Origin of the sequence: Desmonostoc muscorum LEGE 12446, from assembly GCF_015207005.2 — a bacterium.
GTDB classification, from domain to species: Bacteria; Cyanobacteriota; Cyanobacteriia; order Cyanobacteriales; family Nostocaceae; genus Nostoc; species Nostoc muscorum.
This window is the reverse complement of record NZ_JADEXS020000001.1, coordinates 8,570,498-8,589,723: the sequence shown is the minus strand read 5'-3', so window position 1 is coordinate 8,589,723 and position 19,226 is coordinate 8,570,498. Positions and strand designations below refer to the sequence as shown.

Annotated in this window: 10 protein-coding genes; 2 read left to right on the top strand and 8 right to left on the bottom strand. The window is 43.8% G+C overall.

Translation table 11 applies throughout. The annotated features are described in order from the left end of the window. Positions 1–337 precede the first annotated feature (337 nt). From urtA to IQ276_RS35205, 4 genes are all read right to left on the bottom strand, one after another. Complete coding sequence (urtA, locus tag IQ276_RS35220; RefSeq protein WP_193921317.1) at positions 338–1,639, bottom strand: urea ABC transporter substrate-binding protein; 1,302 nt, start codon at positions 1,637–1,639, stop codon at positions 338–340. Positions 1,640–1,964: 325 nt separating this feature from the next. After that, positions 1,965–4,166: an adenylate/guanylate cyclase domain-containing protein gene (locus IQ276_RS35215; protein WP_235116262.1), complete on the bottom strand. Its 2,202-nt coding sequence runs from the start codon at positions 4,164–4,166 to the stop codon at positions 1,965–1,967. Positions 4,167–4,404: 238 nt separating this feature from the next. Continuing rightward, positions 4,405–4,686: a CheR family methyltransferase gene (locus tag IQ276_RS35210; RefSeq protein ID WP_228043373.1), complete on the bottom strand. Its 282-nt coding sequence runs from the start codon at positions 4,684–4,686 to the stop codon at positions 4,405–4,407. Between the two features lies 1 nt (position 4,687). After that, a complete protein-coding gene (locus IQ276_RS35205; RefSeq protein ID WP_193921313.1) occupies positions 4,688–5,674 on the bottom strand; it encodes a hypothetical protein in 987 nt (328 codons plus the stop codon). Between the two features lie 271 nt (positions 5,675–5,945). On the opposite strand from IQ276_RS35205, the gene IQ276_RS35200 reads away from it, so the two are divergent. After that, positions 5,946–6,800: an IS5 family transposase gene (locus tag IQ276_RS35200; RefSeq protein ID WP_235115308.1), complete on the top strand. Its 855-nt coding sequence runs from the start codon at positions 5,946–5,948 to the stop codon at positions 6,798–6,800. Between the two features lie 82 nt (positions 6,801–6,882). Here the strand turns inward: IQ276_RS35200 and IQ276_RS35195 are convergent, their stop codons facing one another. Continuing rightward, positions 6,883–8,523, bottom strand: a complete 1,641-nt coding sequence (locus IQ276_RS35195) for a 2Fe-2S iron-sulfur cluster-binding protein (protein ID WP_193917836.1) — start codon at positions 8,521–8,523, stop codon at positions 6,883–6,885. Positions 8,524–8,541: 18 nt separating this feature from the next. Then, positions 8,542–11,829, bottom strand: coding sequence for a cyclic nucleotide-binding domain-containing protein (locus IQ276_RS35190; protein ID WP_235116261.1), 3,288 nt, complete (start codon positions 11,827–11,829; stop codon positions 8,542–8,544). 65 nt (positions 11,830–11,894) lie between these two features. On the opposite strand from IQ276_RS35190, the gene IQ276_RS40490 reads away from it, so the two are divergent. Beyond that, the gene (locus IQ276_RS40490) at positions 11,895–12,029 is read left to right on the top strand and encodes a hypothetical protein (RefSeq protein ID WP_255264374.1); all 135 of its coding nucleotides are present in this window, start codon (positions 11,895–11,897) and stop codon (positions 12,027–12,029) included. A gap of 223 nt (positions 12,030–12,252) precedes the next feature. On the opposite strand, the gene IQ276_RS35185 is transcribed toward IQ276_RS40490, so the two are convergent. Together IQ276_RS35185 and IQ276_RS35180 are read right to left on the bottom strand one after the other, a co-directional pair. Next, a complete protein-coding gene (locus IQ276_RS35185) occupies positions 12,253–17,442 on the bottom strand; it encodes a beta strand repeat-containing protein (RefSeq protein WP_235116260.1) in 5,190 nt (1,729 codons plus the stop codon). A 293-nt stretch (positions 17,443–17,735) separates the two neighbouring features. Continuing rightward, entirely contained in the window at positions 17,736–18,809 is a 1,074-nt protein-coding gene (locus IQ276_RS35180; protein ID WP_193917842.1) for a TIGR03032 family protein, read from the bottom strand. Positions 18,810–19,226 lie beyond the last annotated feature (417 nt).

Below are 19,226 nucleotides of genomic sequence, written 5' to 3'. Positions count from 1 at the left end.
GAGATGTCTCATCAAGATAATTTTTCATGCAATTACGTATGTTAATTGCAAATAAAATCACCTCATGCAGAAATGTAAGTTTTAGCGATGGCTGCGCCCGCCGAAGGCATCGCTGGTTTTTGATCCGACCTCACAAAATCGCGTTGCTCCCGTTGAAAACTCGGTTTCGGGTGTAGAAACCAAAGCAGTTGATGAAGGCGAAGGTTTCGCTGCGTCCGTCACTGAAAAGTGGTCGTTTCTTTAGGTGGACGAGGCTCTACCATGCTCTGTGTCTTCGTTCTAGGCTTTGTACATCTTTATACTACCTTGATAGTGACACAACAGGGCTATTGACTAATTATGCTTGTTTGTACTTACTACCCTTAGCTGGGTCTGACCAATCACAAGCAAATCCCTTAGTCTCTTTCACAAACTGATTCCAAGGAACTGGCTCAACTGGTGCAGGTGTAGCATAGACAATATCAAACAAACCATCATCTCTGACTTGACCAATCCGCACAACTTTTGATATGTGATGATTAGCATTTACTGTCACTTTTCCTTCAGGTGCATCTATGGTTTGTCCATAGGCAGCAGCACGCACTTTAGCTAAGTCGGGACTGCCCGCTTTTTCTACTGCTTGCTTCCACAAATAAACGGCAACATATGCGGCTTCCATTGGGTCATTTGTTACCCGGTCTGCACCATATTCTTGTTTAAAAGCTTCCACAAATTTTTTATTAGCAGGAGTGTCAACTGTTTGAAAGTAATTCCAAGCAGCGTAGTGACCTTTAAGATATTCAACACCAATTGCCTTAACTTCTTCTTCGGCAATACTTACAGACATAGAAGGATATTTATCTGGTGTTAATCCAGCACCTTTCAACTGTTTGAAGAAAGCCACATTGCTATCACCATTCAAGGTATTATAAATTATTCCACCGTTGGGCAAATTTTGCTTAATTTTAGTGATGATAGGTGTAACTTCTGTGTTACCTAAGGGTAAGTAATCCTCACCAAGAGTTTTTCCACCTAGAGCTTCTAATTGGCCTTTTATAATGTTATTAGCAGTCCGAGGGAAAACATAATCTGAGCCGATTAAAAAGAATTCTTTGCCTTTATTTTTTAACAACCAATCAACAGAAGGTTCAATTTGTTGATTTGGGACTGCACCTGTATAAAAAATGTTTTTAGAACACTCTTGACCTTCATATTGTACGGGATACCACAGCATATGGTCTTTACTTTCAAAAGCTGGTTTAACATTTTTGCGGCTAGCTGAAGTCCAACAACCAAAAACGACAGCTACTTTATCTTGTTCAATTAATTTTGTAGCTTTTTCTCTAAAAATATCCCAATTGGAAGCACCATCTTCAATAATGGCTTCAACTTGTTTATTTAAGACACCACCAGCCGCATTAATCTCTTTAATAGCTAATTCCTCCGCATTGACGACACTTTTTTCACTAATAGCCATTGTGCCACTAAGGGAGTGCAGAATACCTACTTTGATAGTGTCACCACTAGCAGCAGCCACAGGAGATGCTGCTGGGCTGTTCATAGTGTTGGGAGAATTATTGACACAAGCTTTCAGAAATATGCTACTACCAATAGTTGCAGAGCTGTAAATCAAAAACCTACGTCGGTTAAGTGTACTCATATATTTGTTAATTTTCCTTCAATTAATCAGCTAGCTCCTAAAAAGTTCAAACGACAAAACTTTAAACTGTGATATTAGTTTGATATTTCACCAAAAAATTTTTATTTTTAATACAAAAATTTAATTTCTCCAATAAAAAATTATTGATTTAAGTAAAAAATGAGACTTTATGGGTATCAAATTTCAGCAGACCGAAAAGTTTGGCGATGCCTGCGGCGGGCGTAGCCATCGCTAAAAAATAGTAGCCATTGACTGACTGGTCAGCGTTTTAGTATTTGGCGAGAGTCAAGAGTCGCCTTGGCGACTGCTATAAATTGAACGAATTTTATTTCTGTGTAAATGCCCATACGCCATTCCAATTGGCTGGAGTACCTTCTAGCAGCAATTCTTGGATTCGTTCTAGATAGAGTTTGGTAGTCTTATCGAGAGGGTTCACTGCAAGTACCTGTTCAAAACAGGCTTTGGCATCAGTAAAGTTGCCCCGACAGTAGTGTTGAAGTCCCCGCTCAAAGGTTTGCAAGGTGTCAAGTTTTAGTTCTCGGATTGCTTCTGTTTCGGCATCGAGCACTTCGTAAACCGCGATCGGTTCAGTTCTACCCTTAACGATCGCTCGATCCAAAAAGCGAATTTTGTACTGCTCTGGGTTGCTCAATCGCTCCAAGACCTCTTCAGAAATTAGTAATGAAACACCATAGAACTTTGTCAATCCTTCCAAACGAGCAGTCAGATTCACATTATCAGAGAACGCATCCCCTTGAATCCGGTTGTGTTCCCCTACCATGCCCACCATCATGTGTCCAACGTGGATACCCATGCCTACATCAATTGGCAAGTAGCCTTGAGATTCTCGTTTCCGATTGTATTTCTGTACCCGTTTGAATTTATCAACCCCTGCGGCAACGGCATCATCCACACCATTAGGAAAGACTGCCATCATGCCATCACCCAAGAACTTCACTACAAAGCCATCATGGGCGCGAATTTCTGGAGAAACCCTTCGCAGGTAAGCATTGACAAAATCGAAATTCTCTTTGGGAGTCATCTTCTCGGATAGGGTTGTAAAGGAGCGAATATCCGAGAACATGACCGCCATCTCTTTGCTGACGTGATCGCCCAGTTCGATGTCTGTTACCTCGTGCTTGTTGAGAAACTTGAGATATTCGGGGGGAAAGAACCGGGCAAAGGAATTCTTCTGAGTTTCCAATCTCTCGAAGGATTCCTGGAGTTGAAACGCCATGCGGTTAAACGAATCAGCCAGCTTCTCAATCTCGATGATGCCGTTGACTTCAACGTGTTGGTCGAGATTTCCACTGGCAATCTCTTGAGACGCCGTGTTAAGTTTGAAAATTTGGTGGCTGATCCAACGAGACGCAAGAACACCGATCGCAGTTGCCGCCGCAAATGTCAGTACGCACAGCAGAATTGTGGTGCGAGTATTGGCATTGATCCGTGCCATGAAATCATTTTCAGGAACAACCACCACCGCTAGCCAGTTGATATGCCGACCATCCTGAATTGGCATCACCTGAACGTAGTGCCACGCACCATCAATTTGAAACTTTAGGTGTTGAATGCCCTCGATCGCGGAAAAGAGACCGAAATGCTTGCGTAAATATCGAGCAGTAGCACTCACTGTCGCATTTGGACTATCAGCGGCTGACATGCGCTCGATTTGGCGATCGTCCCCTTTTCCTTTAACCGTGAACGGTTTCGGAATGGTCGAACTGAAGACCAAATGACCCGATGACTCCATGATAAAGCTCTGTCCGTGGGGGCTGATGTAAAGCTGTTTCACGAAACTTGTGATTTGCTTCAAGCTGATGTTAATGCTCAAAACCCCAAGCAGCTTACCGGTTGAGTCAAAAACAGGACAGACTGGAGAAAATACCAAAGACGTATTATGGTGGGAAAAGCTTGAATAAACTGGACTTGACGTAAGTTTACGAGCTTGCACGGCAACTCTATACCAGGGGCGGTAGATGGGATCGAACTTCTCCTGTTTCAAAAACTTTTGTTGATTACCTCGCTCATCCAGCAAGTAGGTTTTACGCATCGGCTCAGTAGCTTTCGTGCGAATTCTGAGTTGAACCGTCTCATCTTCTAGCCGTTCAACGCCGACAAACTCGCTCTGTTCGTTCCCAAAATACAGATAGTTCTCTAAGCCATTGTGTCGCACTACCTGCCAGAAATAGCGCTGCAATCCTTTAAAGTCATCAAGCTTTAAGTTGCCACTTTGGATACCTGCATCGGTGAGTTTCAGAACATTATAAGATTTATTCAAATAGTCCAAAACGTGTTGCTTAATGCGGGCACTAATTTCACCATTCAACTGAATTGCCAGGTCATCGATCGCCTGCTGTCCATTGCGGAAAGAGAACCACCCCACCAAGGCAGTTGACGCAATAATGGGAATAATAAATGGAACAATCAGAACAGTTCGCAGACGAAACTTTTTTGAGCAACTTGCTTTTTTAATAGTTGCGTAAGTCCTATATAGAAAAAGCAGTTTGTAGTTTATCGATTTCATCTTGTCTATCTGATGATTTTATCTGTGCTGTAGAATTACTATTAGCTATATGCTGAGAAATTTTTACTAATTCACTCAGCTTTTGAACTATGGGCTTACTAAAATATAAACCAAAGACAATGGTAATTATAGGACAAATTATTAAGAAGAATAATAATATTAATAAAGTCAGAAATATTGAATTCTAATACAAAACTTTACATATCTAGTTACACTAGCTCTAAAAAGATTAAATAACTCAATAGCGGTCTTTAAATTCTAAATTATCACCTCTAAAAGAGTGACGGCTGTAAATTACTTTTTTGGCTTGAGCTAAAGACTTTGTACTAATATCAACTGCATCAATGTTAAACTGATTTAGCAGTAAACCTAAATCCAATAATGTCATAGCTAGAGAATAAGGTTCTTCTCTAGTGGAACAGGGAACGCTTAAGAAGCGGAGTTTGCCGATGTGAGATTTATTTAACCATTGAGAATTTTTGAATAAAAGTCCATAATCCTCACAATTCTCAGTCCCCAATTCAATTTTTGATTAATCGCTCAAATTCAAAAAACTTGATTAACACTTCTAAAGATGTTTGTTCATTTGTAGGGGTAGTTGCTTCAATTTCTTGTATGGTTTCTAGATTGAGATACTGAAAAACTGCTTGAGTTAATGTGGGGATTGCATCTGCTGGTAAAGAAGCCAACTCACGAGAGAACCGATTTAGGCGAGATTTAGCAAAATTAACTTGAAATTTTGCACGTCTGAGTAAACGTTGTCTAATATTTTCGTACAGTTCTGGATTATCTGTAGCCAGAGTTCGCACGTTCTGATTTTTAATGATAGGAATAATGTCTGGATTTTCTTCTAAAAAGAGTAGGCTACCCTCCTGGTTATAAGATGGTATTCCTTCGATTCCCAAAGAACCAATATCCGCTAGAGCAATGATGCAAGCTACTGGTGAAATAGGTTGGTTCTGATTATAAAGAGAGGGTTGATAAATGGCTTGCTCTGTTGCATCGTAATCACAAATGGTAGCGGCGATCGCTTCTTGAATGATTTCCAAATCTGTATCTGTGAAAATAGCCGTACTTTTTGGATAAAATGCTGATATTTGTTGATTTAAAACTTGTATATAATTCAATAGAATTTCTATAGTTGCATTTTCACTGACACCTGCTTCTCGTCGTCTGGATGTGTGCGGTTGGTGGGGTATAAAGATTTGTACTAAGTCATGAGCGATCGCACAAAGATCCAGTAACAATTCCATCCTCTTAATTGTCTCTACATCAGCTGACAAATAAGGACGAATGACTTGAAAAATTAATTGAGCGCGTTGCTGTACAGCCATCAAATGATCTTTTGTATGGTAATACAATTGCTTTTCGATAATTTCACGCTCAAATTCTGCTAGAACAAATTTATTTACCCTATCAACACTTTCAGTAAAATCACTACTGATAGATGGTATATTTTTTGTAGATGTTTGCTGTGATTGCCAGTTTTCTTGGTTTTGTGAATTCATCTCTATTAGAAATCGAACATCTGAAACACCTTGTAAAAGTAAGATTGAATGCTGCTTACTTCAAGCTGGAATATTTGAGTTAAGTCTAATTTTGTACAGAGGATGTTTGAAAAGTCATAATTGATGTATCAAATATTTTTACCCCTCCCTAACCCTCCCCTTATAAAGGGGAGGGAACCGGATTTTCTTGTTTCCCCCCTTTATAGAACCCATTTGACATCTTGTGAGGTTTTGAATTAAGGTACTCCTCAGCATCTAAAATCCAATACTAATGGCGTATTCCAGCAACCTCACTGATGCAGAATGGGAAATTTTTGAACCCTTATTGCAAGAGATATTACCGACTAAGAAGCAGACTCGACCGACCAACTGGCCAAAGCGAGATATCTTCAATGGAATTCTCTATCAACTAAAAAATGGATGCAATTGGCAAGACTTACCTAAAGACCTCCCCCCTTATTCCACTGTATATTGGCACTACAAACAGTGGCGAGCAGCCGGGGTATTTGAGGAACTGATGAGTGTCTTACATGGACAAGTGCGTGAACAGGTAAAAAAAAAACCGCACTGGACGACATTGATCATCATTGACTCCCAAGCAGTGAAAAATACCTGCAACGCCAGTGTGGAGTCGAAAGGTTTTTGCTTCTACAAAGCCACCAACGGTATTAAAAGGCATTTGGCTATTGACACCCTTGGGTTTCCCTTTTTTACGCTCTGTACTCGCGCCAATGTCTCGGATGATGCCGGATTAATTGAGATGTTTACTCTCAACATCGACTACTTCAAGTCAAAACCTATCGATATTCCCAAGATTACTATCCTGCTAGATCATGGGTATCACCCAGAATATTTGACTCAGGAGTTAGAGCGAATTTACCCAGAGATCATGACCAAAATTCAGTTTCAACTTTCTACGAAACCCTCAAAACAAGAGAAAGCGGCACAAGGAAAATCTGGATTTGTTCCGGCAATAGCTAGATGGGTGATCGAACGCTCCAATGCTTGGATGGAGCGCTGTAAAATTCTGGTTAAGAACTTTGAACGAACCCTGGTTAGTGCCACTGCCAAACTCAATATCTGCTTCATCAGGCTAATGATTAAGAGGCTTGCAGCACCTTCTTAGATGTCAAATGGGTTCTATAAGGGGGGACTAAGGGGGGTAAAAACGCAATTAAAAGCACAGTCAACCACTTTTCAAACAACCTCTAAGCATCGATCGCAACTCGGTCTCTAGGGTGAGCAATACAAGCGAGAATATAGCCTTCCTCCTGTTCGCTTTCATCGAGAGCATCAGGTTCTCCTAAATACTTCACCTCTCCTTGAAGCTTCCGCGTTTTACAACTACCGCAGACTCCACTGCGACAACTACTATCGATCGCCACTCCTTCTTGTTCAGCTAACTCTAGAATCGGATCTTCTCCAGTGCAGGTAATTTCTTTGCCAGACTTGGAAAACACTAGAGTAAAAGAGCCTGTTGTTTTAACTGGAGGAGTAACTGGGGTGGAAATTACTGGTTTTGGTACTATTGTTGTCACTTTGGTAACTTGCTCAGTCACTACTTGAGGCGGAACCGATGGCTGGAGTTTTGACTTTTTCGCCCCGCCAAAACTTTCTTCATAGTAGTTTTGCATGGGGAATCCGATTTGCTCTAGCATAGTTTTTACCCCTTGCATAAAAGGACTCGGCCCGCAGACATATACTGTGCGTTGCCAAAAATCAGGAGCGATCGCATACAGCATTTGTTCGTTGAGTCTGCCCATGAAGCCATACCATGCTTGACCTGCTTCGGGTCTGGTAATGGCGATCGCTAAACGAAACTTAGGCTGGCGACTAGATATTAACTCTAGTTCCTGGCGATAAATAATATCACGAGGACTGCGGGCGCAATGAAAAAAGACAATATCGCAATCAGCAGCGGTGTCCATCATCCATCGTGACATAGACATCATCGGTGTAATACCACTTCCAGCAGAAATAAATAATAGTTTTTGACTGGGGTTGGCAAAACAAGTAAATTTTCCCAAAGGGCCGCTGACTTTGATTTCACTACCGACTCTGAGATTGTCGTGCAACCAATTGGAAACCAAACCAGGCGGTACATCCAAAACATTTGGTGGTGCAGGAACACGCTTGACTGTAATTTCTAAAGTGTGGGGTCGTGAAGGAGTTGAAGAGATTGAGTAAGAGCGTTTGACTGGTTTATCGTTGATTTCCAGGTTCAGCGTCATAAACTGACCAGGTTGGTAGGTAAATAATATTGGTGGGTCAGCAGCAAAGCGAAAGGTCTTCACATCATCAGTTTCGTCAATTATTGCCACACAACGAACCATTAAATCACCTTTTGTCCACCGACTGATTTGTTCTGGCGGCACAAGTGCGATCGGCATATACTCACTAGGCGAACGAGTCGGCTGACTTGGTTGCTGACTCACTTGGGGAACAGGGATGGTGTATGTCGCCTGTGGAAGAGTTGGTGTTTGGCTTTGGACTTCCCGAACTGGTGCGACCTCTGCATTATCTGTTGCCGATCCAGTTGCTTCAACAGTGAGGATAAATTCGCCAATCCGAATAATGTCATCCTTTTTCAGGAGATATCTTTGGTTTAGACCCGCCGCTTGGTCATTAATGCGGGAACCAGTTAGACTAGCCAGATCAGAGAAGTAATATTCGCCCTCTTCATAGCGGATACTACTGTGAACTCGGCTAACTTCAACACTGGGCAGGACTACACCACAATTGCGGGAGCGACCTATAAAACATTCGCCATTAATCATAACTTCTGGCGATATGTCTAACTCTTGTCTCTCTGTGGGTATTTTTGAGTTTAACAGTTTTATTTTGAGCATATTAAGCCAATCCCCTTTTCACTTCTGACTTTCTTTAACTTGTGCAGTTAACCTTTGCAAACGACCAATCATGTTCAGCAACAAACTCCTCGACACTTCCGAATCATTGCGTAACAGTGTCTCAAAATCCTTCGCCTCTATGACCAAAACTCGATTGATTTCAGCCTTAGCAACTACATTTGCCGATCGCGCTTGCCTAGTCAAAACTCCCATTTCACCAATAGTTTCGCCTGACCGAATTGTGTTGACGACAACCTCAATATCTCCTTGCAGAACCGTTACATCAACTTCACCATCGATCAACAACAGCAGTTCATCAGATGGTTCTCCAGCCTTACAGATAATTTCTCTTTGACGGTAAACTCGAATCTCAGCCTTGCGAGCCAGTTCAATCATCGCTTCCGGCTTCACCGTTCGCAAAAGACTGGTTTCAAACATCAATAACAGCTTATCCAGAGTGCTGAAAGTTTCTTTTGCTACTGCTGAGTCTACTGGCGATTGCTTTTTCCAACTCACAGTTATGGCTGGTTCCTCTGCTGGGCTAAACCGAATCACATCTCCTGACTGGAGACGCACTGTATCATTTTGTATGCGTTTATCATTAATACGTAAGCCATAGGCACTTTTGAGCGCTGTTAATCTCACTTCTTGCTGGTCAAGATGAAATATCGCGTGGTGCTGAGATACTCTGGCATTGGGCAAGATGATATCATTTGCTAAACTACGTCCCACTTGCACGGCTGATTGCTGAAAGACAAGCTGTTGTATTTTTCCCTCCACCTTCACTTCAGTCATGAGAGTTTGCAACAAAGCAGCAGCCTGTCCTTCATCCAGACCCAAAATATTTTCTGCTGTCTCCTGTACTAGCCAATCTCCGGGTTTTGTGGAGTTGAGTAACTGGCGTGCTTGTTCGCGGCCTTGCTGTGGGTCGAGTTGCTCTAGGGCGTAAAGTGCAGCTGCTTGGATGAGTGGCTCTAGTTCTTGCAAAAGTTCTTTAAGAACATCAATCACAAAGGGTTGATGATTGGCTGGCATCACCTTTGGTATTGGTTGTCCAGCAACAAATATTTGCGTCGGTGCTTCGTCATCAACTATCTGTGCTCGAGTATCAAAGGTTGCTACTAATTCTAAATCATCGGATTGTAGAAGTGCGATCGCTTCCTCAGCAATTCTTTCTTGCCACCGCCAAGTATTATTAGCTTCATTCAGAATATTTGGCAATACATTTTCTGCAAGTATGCCAATAGCACTAGCTATTTTCACAGCTTCCGGCGCATCTTCCAAAACTTCGAGAATACTCAATAATTGCTTGGTGATAATTAGTTGTTTATTTTCAATAGCGACTAATCGCAGCAAGACAAACACGGGTGCTTGATGACTTGGAAAATTACTTAAAGCTTTGTAGCGGACAATTAGCTCCTTTAACTGTGTAAGTAGTATCTCTGCTTTGCGGAGAATAGCACTATTTTCATCAATCATTTGGGATAAAATTTGTGCTTCTTCCTCTGCTGTAATGCCATACTCTTGTTTCAGGGCTTGAATTTGCTTGACTCGGCGCTGGAGTGCTTGACCCAAGGGAACTCCCATCTCGATCAAATCTAACAATTGTAGTTCTAAAGCTTGCCGATAGCTTTCAATTCTTAACTGATTTTCCCGACTTCTGCGTTTAGTTGGATCTAATAAAGATGGGTTTTCTACTCCCAATTCTGTCAATATATTGAAGTGTTCTTCATCCTTAAGTCCTAATTCCAAACGGATTTGTTTGAGTTCGTCTAAGCTATTTGCCGGCTCTACATTTCCTTGTTCTAGTTCTTCGCGCAGCAATCCTTTGTAAACCTGAAAGCTAGATTCTTTACTAAAACTAGGCAGTACTTTAGCAAGAACATACACTTCATCTGGTTTCAGGTCTGCCATTGACCGACCCTCTAAGAATTTAGAGAAATCAACTGTTAATTTAGCCAATTGACGACGCAGACTTTCTGCAAGACTTTCCCGCGAATAAGTTTCCGCACTGCGGCTGAGTGTCCTGTACAGCCACAATGTACTGACGAGAATGACTAAAGCATTAAATCCTAACTCTATGAAATTTGGTAGTTGTTTGAGTATGGGGCGGCCAGCAAATAAGAAATAACAATTGAAAACTACAAAGGTAGAAATTGCAAAAATATTGTGTTGTACCTGTTGTTTACTGAGAGGTTTATTAATCCGTTGGCAATAAGCTTTGTATTCTTTTTCTACCCTCGACAATAAGAAGTAGCTGGCTGCGACAAAAGCTCCAATAGTCAGAGGAACTGCAACTAATTTCGGAATCGGAATCGGCTTACCAAAAATATAAAATCCTGGATTGAAAAGAGTTGCTAACTGATTTTCTTCATGACTCCAAATTCCCGAATAGTAGTAATCAAGAGTGCCAGAATACAAAAAATAGTAAAGATAAAAACCGATGACTAGTCCCACATAGCCGTATTGAACTATTCTCCGACCTGGCTTGTTAAAAATTTCCCAGTAAGACCGTTCTGCATCAATGTCCATACAAGGAGATTGGCAGCTAACACAGGCGCTTTTTTCATTACCATCTTTATCTGATGTCCGGCACATAGACTGAGTAACAATCTGTTTTTGACCTTGGTGAGCCTCACTTCCTAACAATCCCCTTGGCCCGTTATAGACCATCTGCACGGGACCCATAGGACAAAAATATTGACACCAAGTTTTACCAGCAAACAGATAATTTACCGATATTGCTGATAGAATTGTCAGAATAATAAAAGACCCTAAAAACAGGCGATCGGCATTAATAAATAAAATTCTCAAGCAAAGACCAATGCAAAGAAACCCAAATTGGAAGTATAAATGATTGCGACCAAGCCAAGAATCTTTGGCTATTTTAGCTAATTCATAGCGCACTGCTCCCGTGCGAGGATTAGTGATTTTGCGTTGACGCTGCTTACCTAATGCTCTCGGAATTTGTGATAGAAAAGATAACGGACAAATCCGCCGCCATGTTTCATGTCCTAAAACAAAGATAATCAATACTCCACAAGGAACTACAATTCCCCAAAAGATTTTGGCTCCTAATGCAAAAGGTTTCACATCAAGACACTTTCCTTGGACTGTGACAACCTCTTGGCATTTTGTCGAGTCTAAGAGATTCGGATTGAGACGGAAAATACTCCACTCAGTAGTAGGCTGCGTGAGATATAGCGAAATTGGGTCGTAAAATAACGATAAAATAAGTAAAATCCAACCAATAACAAGCAGCCATCTAACAAAATGCATTTGTTTTTCCGCAACTCGATGAAACATAGTGCCGATCCTGATTATTCTGTATGGTTATAAAAGTTGGCTGAAGTTCTAGAACTCCAATAATTATGATTTATTGGCTAGATTCTACCAGTAGTAAGACATGGGTTACTAGCCTCGGATGTTTTAGCGATGTCTTACGACAAGCCGAAGCAGCGCGTCTACGCCCCAATCACCGCCTCGTACAAAGATCCAAGTTTTGACTAGGATCTTTGTTTTATATAATTGATACTTATGTGAAATATGAGAATGGCGTAGGCGTAAGCCTTGTCGTAGACATCGCCTCCACTCTCTGAAGACTGAGCTAGGTTAATTTTTGCAACACTCATGCATTAAAGGTGCAAGCCAATGCAACAAAGGTACAAGTCGATGCATCAAAGTTGCTCTTTGATGCAACTAAAGTCAGCGTTGCATGAATTGAGATGATTAAAGGGTTACGAAATTAGCGGCAGTCAGCGTCGTAGTATTAATACCAGTCAGCGTCGCCAAAATTTCATTAGTGGAAGTCACCAGGATATTACTACCAGAAAAACTCAGTTGTCCAAAGCTTAAACCACCATACAATCCAATTAAATCTTCACCCTTTTTGAAGTCAGTAATTGTGTCAGTGCCTTCAAGAGCAGCAAAGGCAAATATATCATTATCGTTGTTACCAGTCAAAATATCGTTACCGAGACCACCCCGGAGAACATCATCGCCGTTACTTCCTAATAAAGTGTCATTACCAACGCCACCATAAAGAAAATCATTGCCGTTATTGCCAGTGAGGGTATCGTTACCAGTGCCACCATCAAGGGTATCATTGCCATTACCACCGATGATGTTATCATTACCAGCACCACCGTAGACATTATCATTCCCGTTACCAGCATTAATGGTATCATTGCCAGTGGAGCCGATAATGTTATCGCTACCATTACCGCTTGGTGCAGGAGTGACCAAATCGACAGGGACAAAGCGAATAAAATCTAAGCGTGCGTGTTCTTCTAGATTCTCAAAGCCCGTAATTGTAAAACTATCACCACTAGTAACAGTTAACTCACCCCCTAAGAGCCGTTCCACCTTAGTCACATTATTGGCGACATTAGCTCCAAAGTCCTGATTCGTGACAATCGAGCCAACAAGATTACCCTGTTGGGTCAGTTCAAATCTAGATTGACCATCATTTTCATCAAAAGTACCGATAATCAGGTGATAAAGACCGGAAGGGCCGTTAAAGGTGAAGCTAGCAGTACCGATTTCATTATCGCTGCCACCAATTAGACTCAGCATCGAACCACCTTCGGCCACCGAGTTATTTTCTATTCGATAGCCTGTAATATTAGTCAAGCTTTCCGCGCTAATCGTGGTGAGTACGGGTACATCTGTGACACCATTGATAGTAATGTTAACGGTGGCTGTACTTGTGCCGCCTTTGCCATCAGCAATGGTGTAGCTAAAGCTATCGGTGGCTGTTTGCCCATTATTGAGAGACTCAAATTTGTTGTTGGGGTTGTAGCTGAAGGTGCCATTGCCATTGTTGGTGACTAAGCCCAGTGTACCAGTGGTATTGAGATTAGTAATTGTCAAGACATCACCGTTGTCTACATCGGTGTCATTAACCAGAACATTAGCGGTGGTGAAGGGGGTATCTTCATTGGTGGTGAAACCGATACCACTGTTATTATTGGCTACTGGGTTATCGTTGACACCGTTGATGGTGATGACAATATCTCGGCTAGCTGTGCCGTCAACGGATTTGACTGTGAAGGTTTCAGCTTTGGTTTGACCTGCGCCTAAATACTGTACGGCACTGTTAGCCACACTGTAGCTGTATGCTCCGGCTTGGGTGATAGTTAAATTACCGAGATTACTTATGGCGGAAGTGACTGTGGTGTTGAAGATGTTCTCACCTGCATCCACATCGTTGACAGCGAGGGAACCCGTGGCGGTGAGGTTGGGGGTGGTTGTATCTTCGGTGACTGCTGCTGTGGCTGTGCCTGTGATGGTCGCTACATCGTTGACACCGTTGATGGTGAGGTTAACTGTGGCTGTGCTGGTACCACCTTTGCTATCACTGATAGTGTAAGTAAAACTATCGTTGGCAGTCGCAGTGGCAGCTAAAAATTCAAATTTACCGTTGGGGTTGTAGGTGAATGTGCCATTAGCATTAAGAGTTAGCAGCGCACCAGAAGTTAAAATAATTTGATTACCCACATTAGCCGGATTGCCGTTGACGGCACTGACGGTGAGGATATCACCTGTATCTGGGTCAGTATCATTAGTTAAGACATTACCATTAACAGCAGTATCTTCATTAGTAGTTATGCTGTCATCTGTAACTGTTGGATTGTTATTTTGTACTTCGTAAGCTCCGATATCGACTGTGCCGCCACTAATGCGGTTAAAACCTGTACCGCGTTGGTCGGTGGTGACACCACCAGGGACAAGGGCGCTATTGCCGGCGTTGATGGCTGCTGAACCTGTGACTAAAGCGTGGGTTTGGGTTGCACCACCGTTGTTGGCGAGGGCAGCAAGGACTTGGTTAATATTGGTGATGCCAGCCGAGGCAAAGGTGATGTCGCTTCCTGTGCCGATAGTGCCGGATGCCCCAGTTAGGCTACCGATGAGGTTGTTGGCATTTCCTGTGACTGCGCCGAAAATATCGGGGGCTTGATTACCAAAATCGAAGTTACCCGCAATGATAGTGTTTTGGACAGTTAAATTGCTGAAGGAACGAAAAACTCCTCCGCCACCTCCTTCATTTTGGATGTTTTTGGCAGTGTTATTAGTAATGGTGCTGCTGATGATGGTATTAGTGCGTTGAAAACCAGAAGAGCTTATGCCACCTCCAACGCGATCTGCTGTGTTACCACTGATGGTACTATTAATTATAGTCAGAGTGCCACTACTAGCAATTCCGCCTCCAGAGTTGCCCGTCGTACTATTGCCCCTGATGGTACTGTTAATTATAGTCAGAACGCCGCCATTCCCAATACCTCCACCGTTAAATGCCCGACTGTTACTAATGGTGCTGTTAGTAATGGTGAGAGTGCCGTAATTTGTGATGGCTCCACCATAACCACCATTACCTTCGGTAATTGTCAAAGCATCAATTGTACTATTTATTGGCCTACTGATAGGAAAAATGCTGAACACGCTAAAGGCATTGTTGCCACTCACTGTCAGTTGATTTGCCCCAGTTCCTTGAATGGTGACATCATCAGTAATTGTCTGCCCAGATGTCAAAGTAATGGTGTCAGGGGTGGCATCAGTGAATACGCTACCTGCAAAGGTAATGGTATCTGCCCCAGCAAAGGCGTTGGCGTTGAGAATCGCTTGCCGCAATGAACCTTCGCCGGAATCGTTGGTGTTGGTGACAACGGTATCGTTGGCAGCAATGGTGACTGTGGCAGTGTTATTTGTGCCGTCAACGGTGTAACCAGTACCCGTGTCGAGATTGAGGGTGAGGGTTTCGGCTGCTTCTGCTTGGATGTCGTTAATGGCGGCTAGGTTAAGGTCAACAAAGCTTTGACCGTCGGCAATGGTGAGAGTTAAGGTATTGCCTGAGATGCTGATGCTACCACCACTGAGGGTATAGTCAACCGTTGCAGCTGTGCTGCCGCCATCCAGGGTGAGGTTGATGGTTAAATTCCCTGCGGTGTCGCTGCGGCTGATGCGATAAACGCCATTGCTACTGCCTTCATTGGCTGTGGCTGTTTGAGCCGTAATGCTGACAGTGGGCGTTAAGTTTACGGCTAAGGTGGTAGTCGCTACTGCACTGGTGTTACTGAAAGCTTGCCCATCATCCACCACAAATTCAATGTTACGGTTAGTGGTGTTGGGAGCAGCAGCCGTATTGTTGTAGGTGAGGCTGGCGAGGACTTGTCGGTAATTGGTAATGGTATCTGTACCACTGAGGGTAAGAACACCTGTCGTGGCATCGTAACTGGCGGTGATGTTGCCAAGGGTAGTAGCCGCTAAACTCTCAGCTATGCCATCTAGAAGATTCGTAATGGTGATGGTAGCACCAGTTAGGATAGCGTTGTTGTCTGTGAGGGTGAAGTCGCTATCGATGATGGAGACGGGAGTACCAGTAAAAGTGGTGTTAAAACCAATCCCCGATTCGTTCGTGCCGTTGAGGTCGAGGACGGCGGCGCGATTGCCAAAAATTACGTAGCTCTGCCCAGAACCATTGCCGTTGGGGGAGGAGGCATATTTTGCCCCGATGATCAAGTCATCGATGCCATCCCCGTTGATATCCCCGGCACCGCTGACAGATCCGCCTGAAGAGTCAAACGTATTTATGCCGTTAATCACAAAGCCGTTAGTGCCATTGAGATTGGAAAGTTCTAAGGTAGCGCTAAAGCCACTGCTTTTGCCAAATACCACGTAGCTCTGCCCTGAATAGTTGCCGTTGGGGTCGGCATCCCTTGCCCCGATAATTACGTCATCGAAGCCATCCCCGTTGACATCCCCTGCACTGCTGACTGAGCGACCTGCTTTGTCATCGGCGTTGATACCGTTAATCGTAAAGCCGTTAGTGCCATTGAGAGTGGAGAGGTCAAAAGTGGGGCTAAAGCCACTGCTTTTGCCAAACACCACATAGCTCTGCCCAGAACCATTGCCGTTGGGGTCGGCACGGTATGCCCCGATAATCAAGTCATCGAAGCCGTCCCCGTTGACATCTCCGGCACTGCTGACTGAGAAACCTGCAAAGTCATCGGGATTGATGCCGTTAATGATGAAGCCGTTAGTGCCGTTGAGAGTGGAAAGTTCTAAGCTGGCGCTAAATCCACTGCTGCTGCCAAACACCACATAGCTCTGCCCTGAATTATTGCCGTTATGGGAGGCAGTAAATGCGCCGATAATTACGTCATCGAAGCCATCCCCGTTGACATCCCCAGCATTGTTGACAGATCTGCCTGAGGAGTCAGACGTATTTATGCCGTTAATCACAAAGCCGTTAGCGCCGTTGAGGCTGGAGAGGTTTAAGCTGGCGCTAAAGCCACTGCTTTTGCCAAACACCACATAGCTCTGCCCAGAACCATTGCCGTTGGGGTCGGCACCGGATGCCCCAATAATCAAGTCATCAAAGCCGTCCCCATTGACATCCCCCGCACTGCTGACAGATTCGCCTGCAAAGTCAACTGCATTGATACCGTTAATCGCAAAGCCGTTAGTGCCGTCGAGGCTGGAAAGTTCCAAGCTGGCGCTAAAGCCACTGCTTTTGCCAAACACCACGTAGCTCTGCCCTGAAGCAAAGGCGTTGGGGTCGGCACCAGATGCCCCAATAATTACGTCATCGAAGCCGTCCCCGTTGACATCCCCCGCACTGCTGACTGAGCGACCTGCAAAGTCATCGCCATTGATGCCGTTAATGATGAAGCCGTTAGTGCCGTTGAGAGTGGAGAGGTTTAAGCTGGCGCTAAAGCCACTGCTGCTGCCAAACACCACATAGCTCTGCGTAGTGTTTAAGACATTATATGTACCGATAATCAAGTCGTCGAAGCCGTCACCGTTGACATCAAGAGCACTGCTGACAGCGTAGCCTGCTCCGTCATAGGCCTTAATACCGTTAATCGTAAAACCGTTACTGCCGTTGAGATTGGATAAGTTAAAGAATGAATTAGCCATGAGTCTTTCCTCAAAATTGAAAATTCTAAAATTGCCAGATGTGGTTTAACAAGAAAGGCAGAGGGCAGGAGGCAGAAGGGAATTCTGTTTCCTGCCCACTGAGAGCGACCTCTCGTGGGCAAGGGTTTAAGTGCCCCACCAAAATCGTTCGCGTAGCGTCTCGAAGAGAAGATTTGGTGGCCCGCAATCAGTCTGGGTCTGTTCGCGGAGCGTCTCGAAGAGAAGCCCAGACTGCATTGCATCCTTCTGCCCTCTGCCCTCTGCCTTCTGCCTTCTTCACCGGGAAATCAGGCTCAATCATCTGTCCCCACCGTAATTACCCGCCGAATTTCATCGCTCTTAAAACCGATCGCCATCGGTCGCCGCACCCCTGGTAATGCCACCACGTCGTATAATTCCAACACCACCCCTTCTAAACGCAGAGAATGCACCACATCCCCAGTTCGCAGGTCAATTACCAACAGTCCGCAATGGGGTTCTGCTTGTTTAGCCTGTAACTGCTCATCCAAGGGCAACCCACTAAAAGTTTTGTTGTGTCTGGGTTGGGAAATACCCACCACAGCGAAGTTGCCGTGAAAAGCAAACCCTCTGAGATACCCAGGACAAAACGCCACGGGTTCAAATACTCCCCGTTCTAAGTCGGCGTACCCAAACTCCCCAGTACCAGAATTCAGTAGCCACAGTTTGTCTTGATACCATCGCGGCGAGTGGGGCATTGATAGTCCCGTTAATACGATTTCGTTGCTTTCCACATCAATAACGCAACCACCGTTAACTCGCTTATCCCGCCAGCCTTCTGCCACATCCGACTGGCTCACAGCTGTGACATACTTGGGTTTTCCCTCCCTCATTGCCAAACCGTTGAGATGACACCTGTCTTCTGCCGCTAATTTGGAAATAAAGGGGGGTTGCCACAAGGGAACAAAGCTGTGGGTTTGGCAAACTGTGGCTAAACAACTAAATAGGGTATTGACAAATATTAATTTCTGTGGATTAGATTCGGGAGAATTAGCCATTGCAATGTCATGGATGTCTAAATCTCCTGTGACATAACTTAGTTGCGGTAGGTACAGGGCATCGTAATTGTCGTGAATTTGTCCAGGTTCAAGAATGTTTTCTAATCGCCACAGTTGGTATAGGCAACTCATATATAAACTTCTGCCTTGGCTATATAAGCCCATGCAGCGGTCAAATGTCCTCTCGAATACTGAGAGCTGCTTGTCTGGTTGCAAGCCGAGGAAGAATACCTTACCTGCTTGGTAGGTGCTAAATGCCAAACTGAGATTTTGCTCGTATAACCAAGAGACAAATTGCCGAGATGCGTTGATTTCTAGTCCACTGGTGGCAGAAACAGGTTTTTGAGTCATTGGCGCTGTTGGTTCAAAGAAACTTGTGCTTGCGGAAATTATTGGGTGAAGTGGATTATATAGCGATCGCCCCAACGACCGCCTCGTACAAAGATCCAAGTTTTGACTAGGATCTTTGGACTATATAATTGATACTTATGTGAAACGCGAGAGTGGCGTAGGCGTAAGCCTTGTCGTAGACATCGCTAGCACGGGAGCATCCCAAATGTGCAAAAATAAAGAAAGAAACATTATTCGCGATGAAACCTCGTGAATAATATAGGGACTCAATCTTGTGGGTCTTCCGACTCTTGCTCAGACCCAGAACTAATATCTAGAAGGCAATCATCAAGAGTATCAATTATTCTCTGTACCTCTTCCCAAACAGAACGTCTAAAAACAGACATAACAGCATCAATATGTTCAGTAGTACCAGCT

What these genes read in the sequence shown, in the direction of transcription:
- IQ276_RS35195 (WP_193917836.1), bottom strand. Translation starts at nt 8,523, where the DNA reads ATGCTCAAAATAAAACTGTTAAACTCAAAAATACCCACAGAGAGACAA.
- IQ276_RS35215 (WP_235116262.1), bottom strand. Translation starts at nt 4,166, where the DNA reads ATGAAATCGATAAACTACAAACTGCTTTTTCTATATAGGACTTACGCA.
- IQ276_RS35200 (WP_235115308.1), top strand. Translation starts at nt 5,946, where the DNA reads ATGGCGTATTCCAGCAACCTCACTGATGCAGAATGGGAAATTTTTGAA.
- urtA (WP_193921317.1), bottom strand. Translation starts at nt 1,639, where the DNA reads ATGAGTACACTTAACCGACGTAGGTTTTTGATTTACAGCTCTGCAACT.
- IQ276_RS35190 (WP_235116261.1), bottom strand. Translation starts at nt 11,829, where the DNA reads ATGTTTCATCGAGTTGCGGAAAAACAAATGCATTTTGTTAGATGGCTG.
- IQ276_RS40490 (WP_255264374.1), top strand. Translation starts at nt 11,895, where the DNA reads ATGATTTATTGGCTAGATTCTACCAGTAGTAAGACATGGGTTACTAGC.
- IQ276_RS35205 (WP_193921313.1), bottom strand. Translation starts at nt 5,674, where the DNA reads ATGAATTCACAAAACCAAGAAAACTGGCAATCACAGCAAACATCTACA.
- IQ276_RS35180 (WP_193917842.1), bottom strand. Translation starts at nt 18,809, where the DNA reads ATGACTCAAAAACCTGTTTCTGCCACCAGTGGACTAGAAATCAACGCA.
- IQ276_RS35185 (WP_235116260.1), bottom strand. Translation starts at nt 17,442, where the DNA reads ATGGCTAATTCATTCTTTAACTTATCCAATCTCAACGGCAGTAACGGT.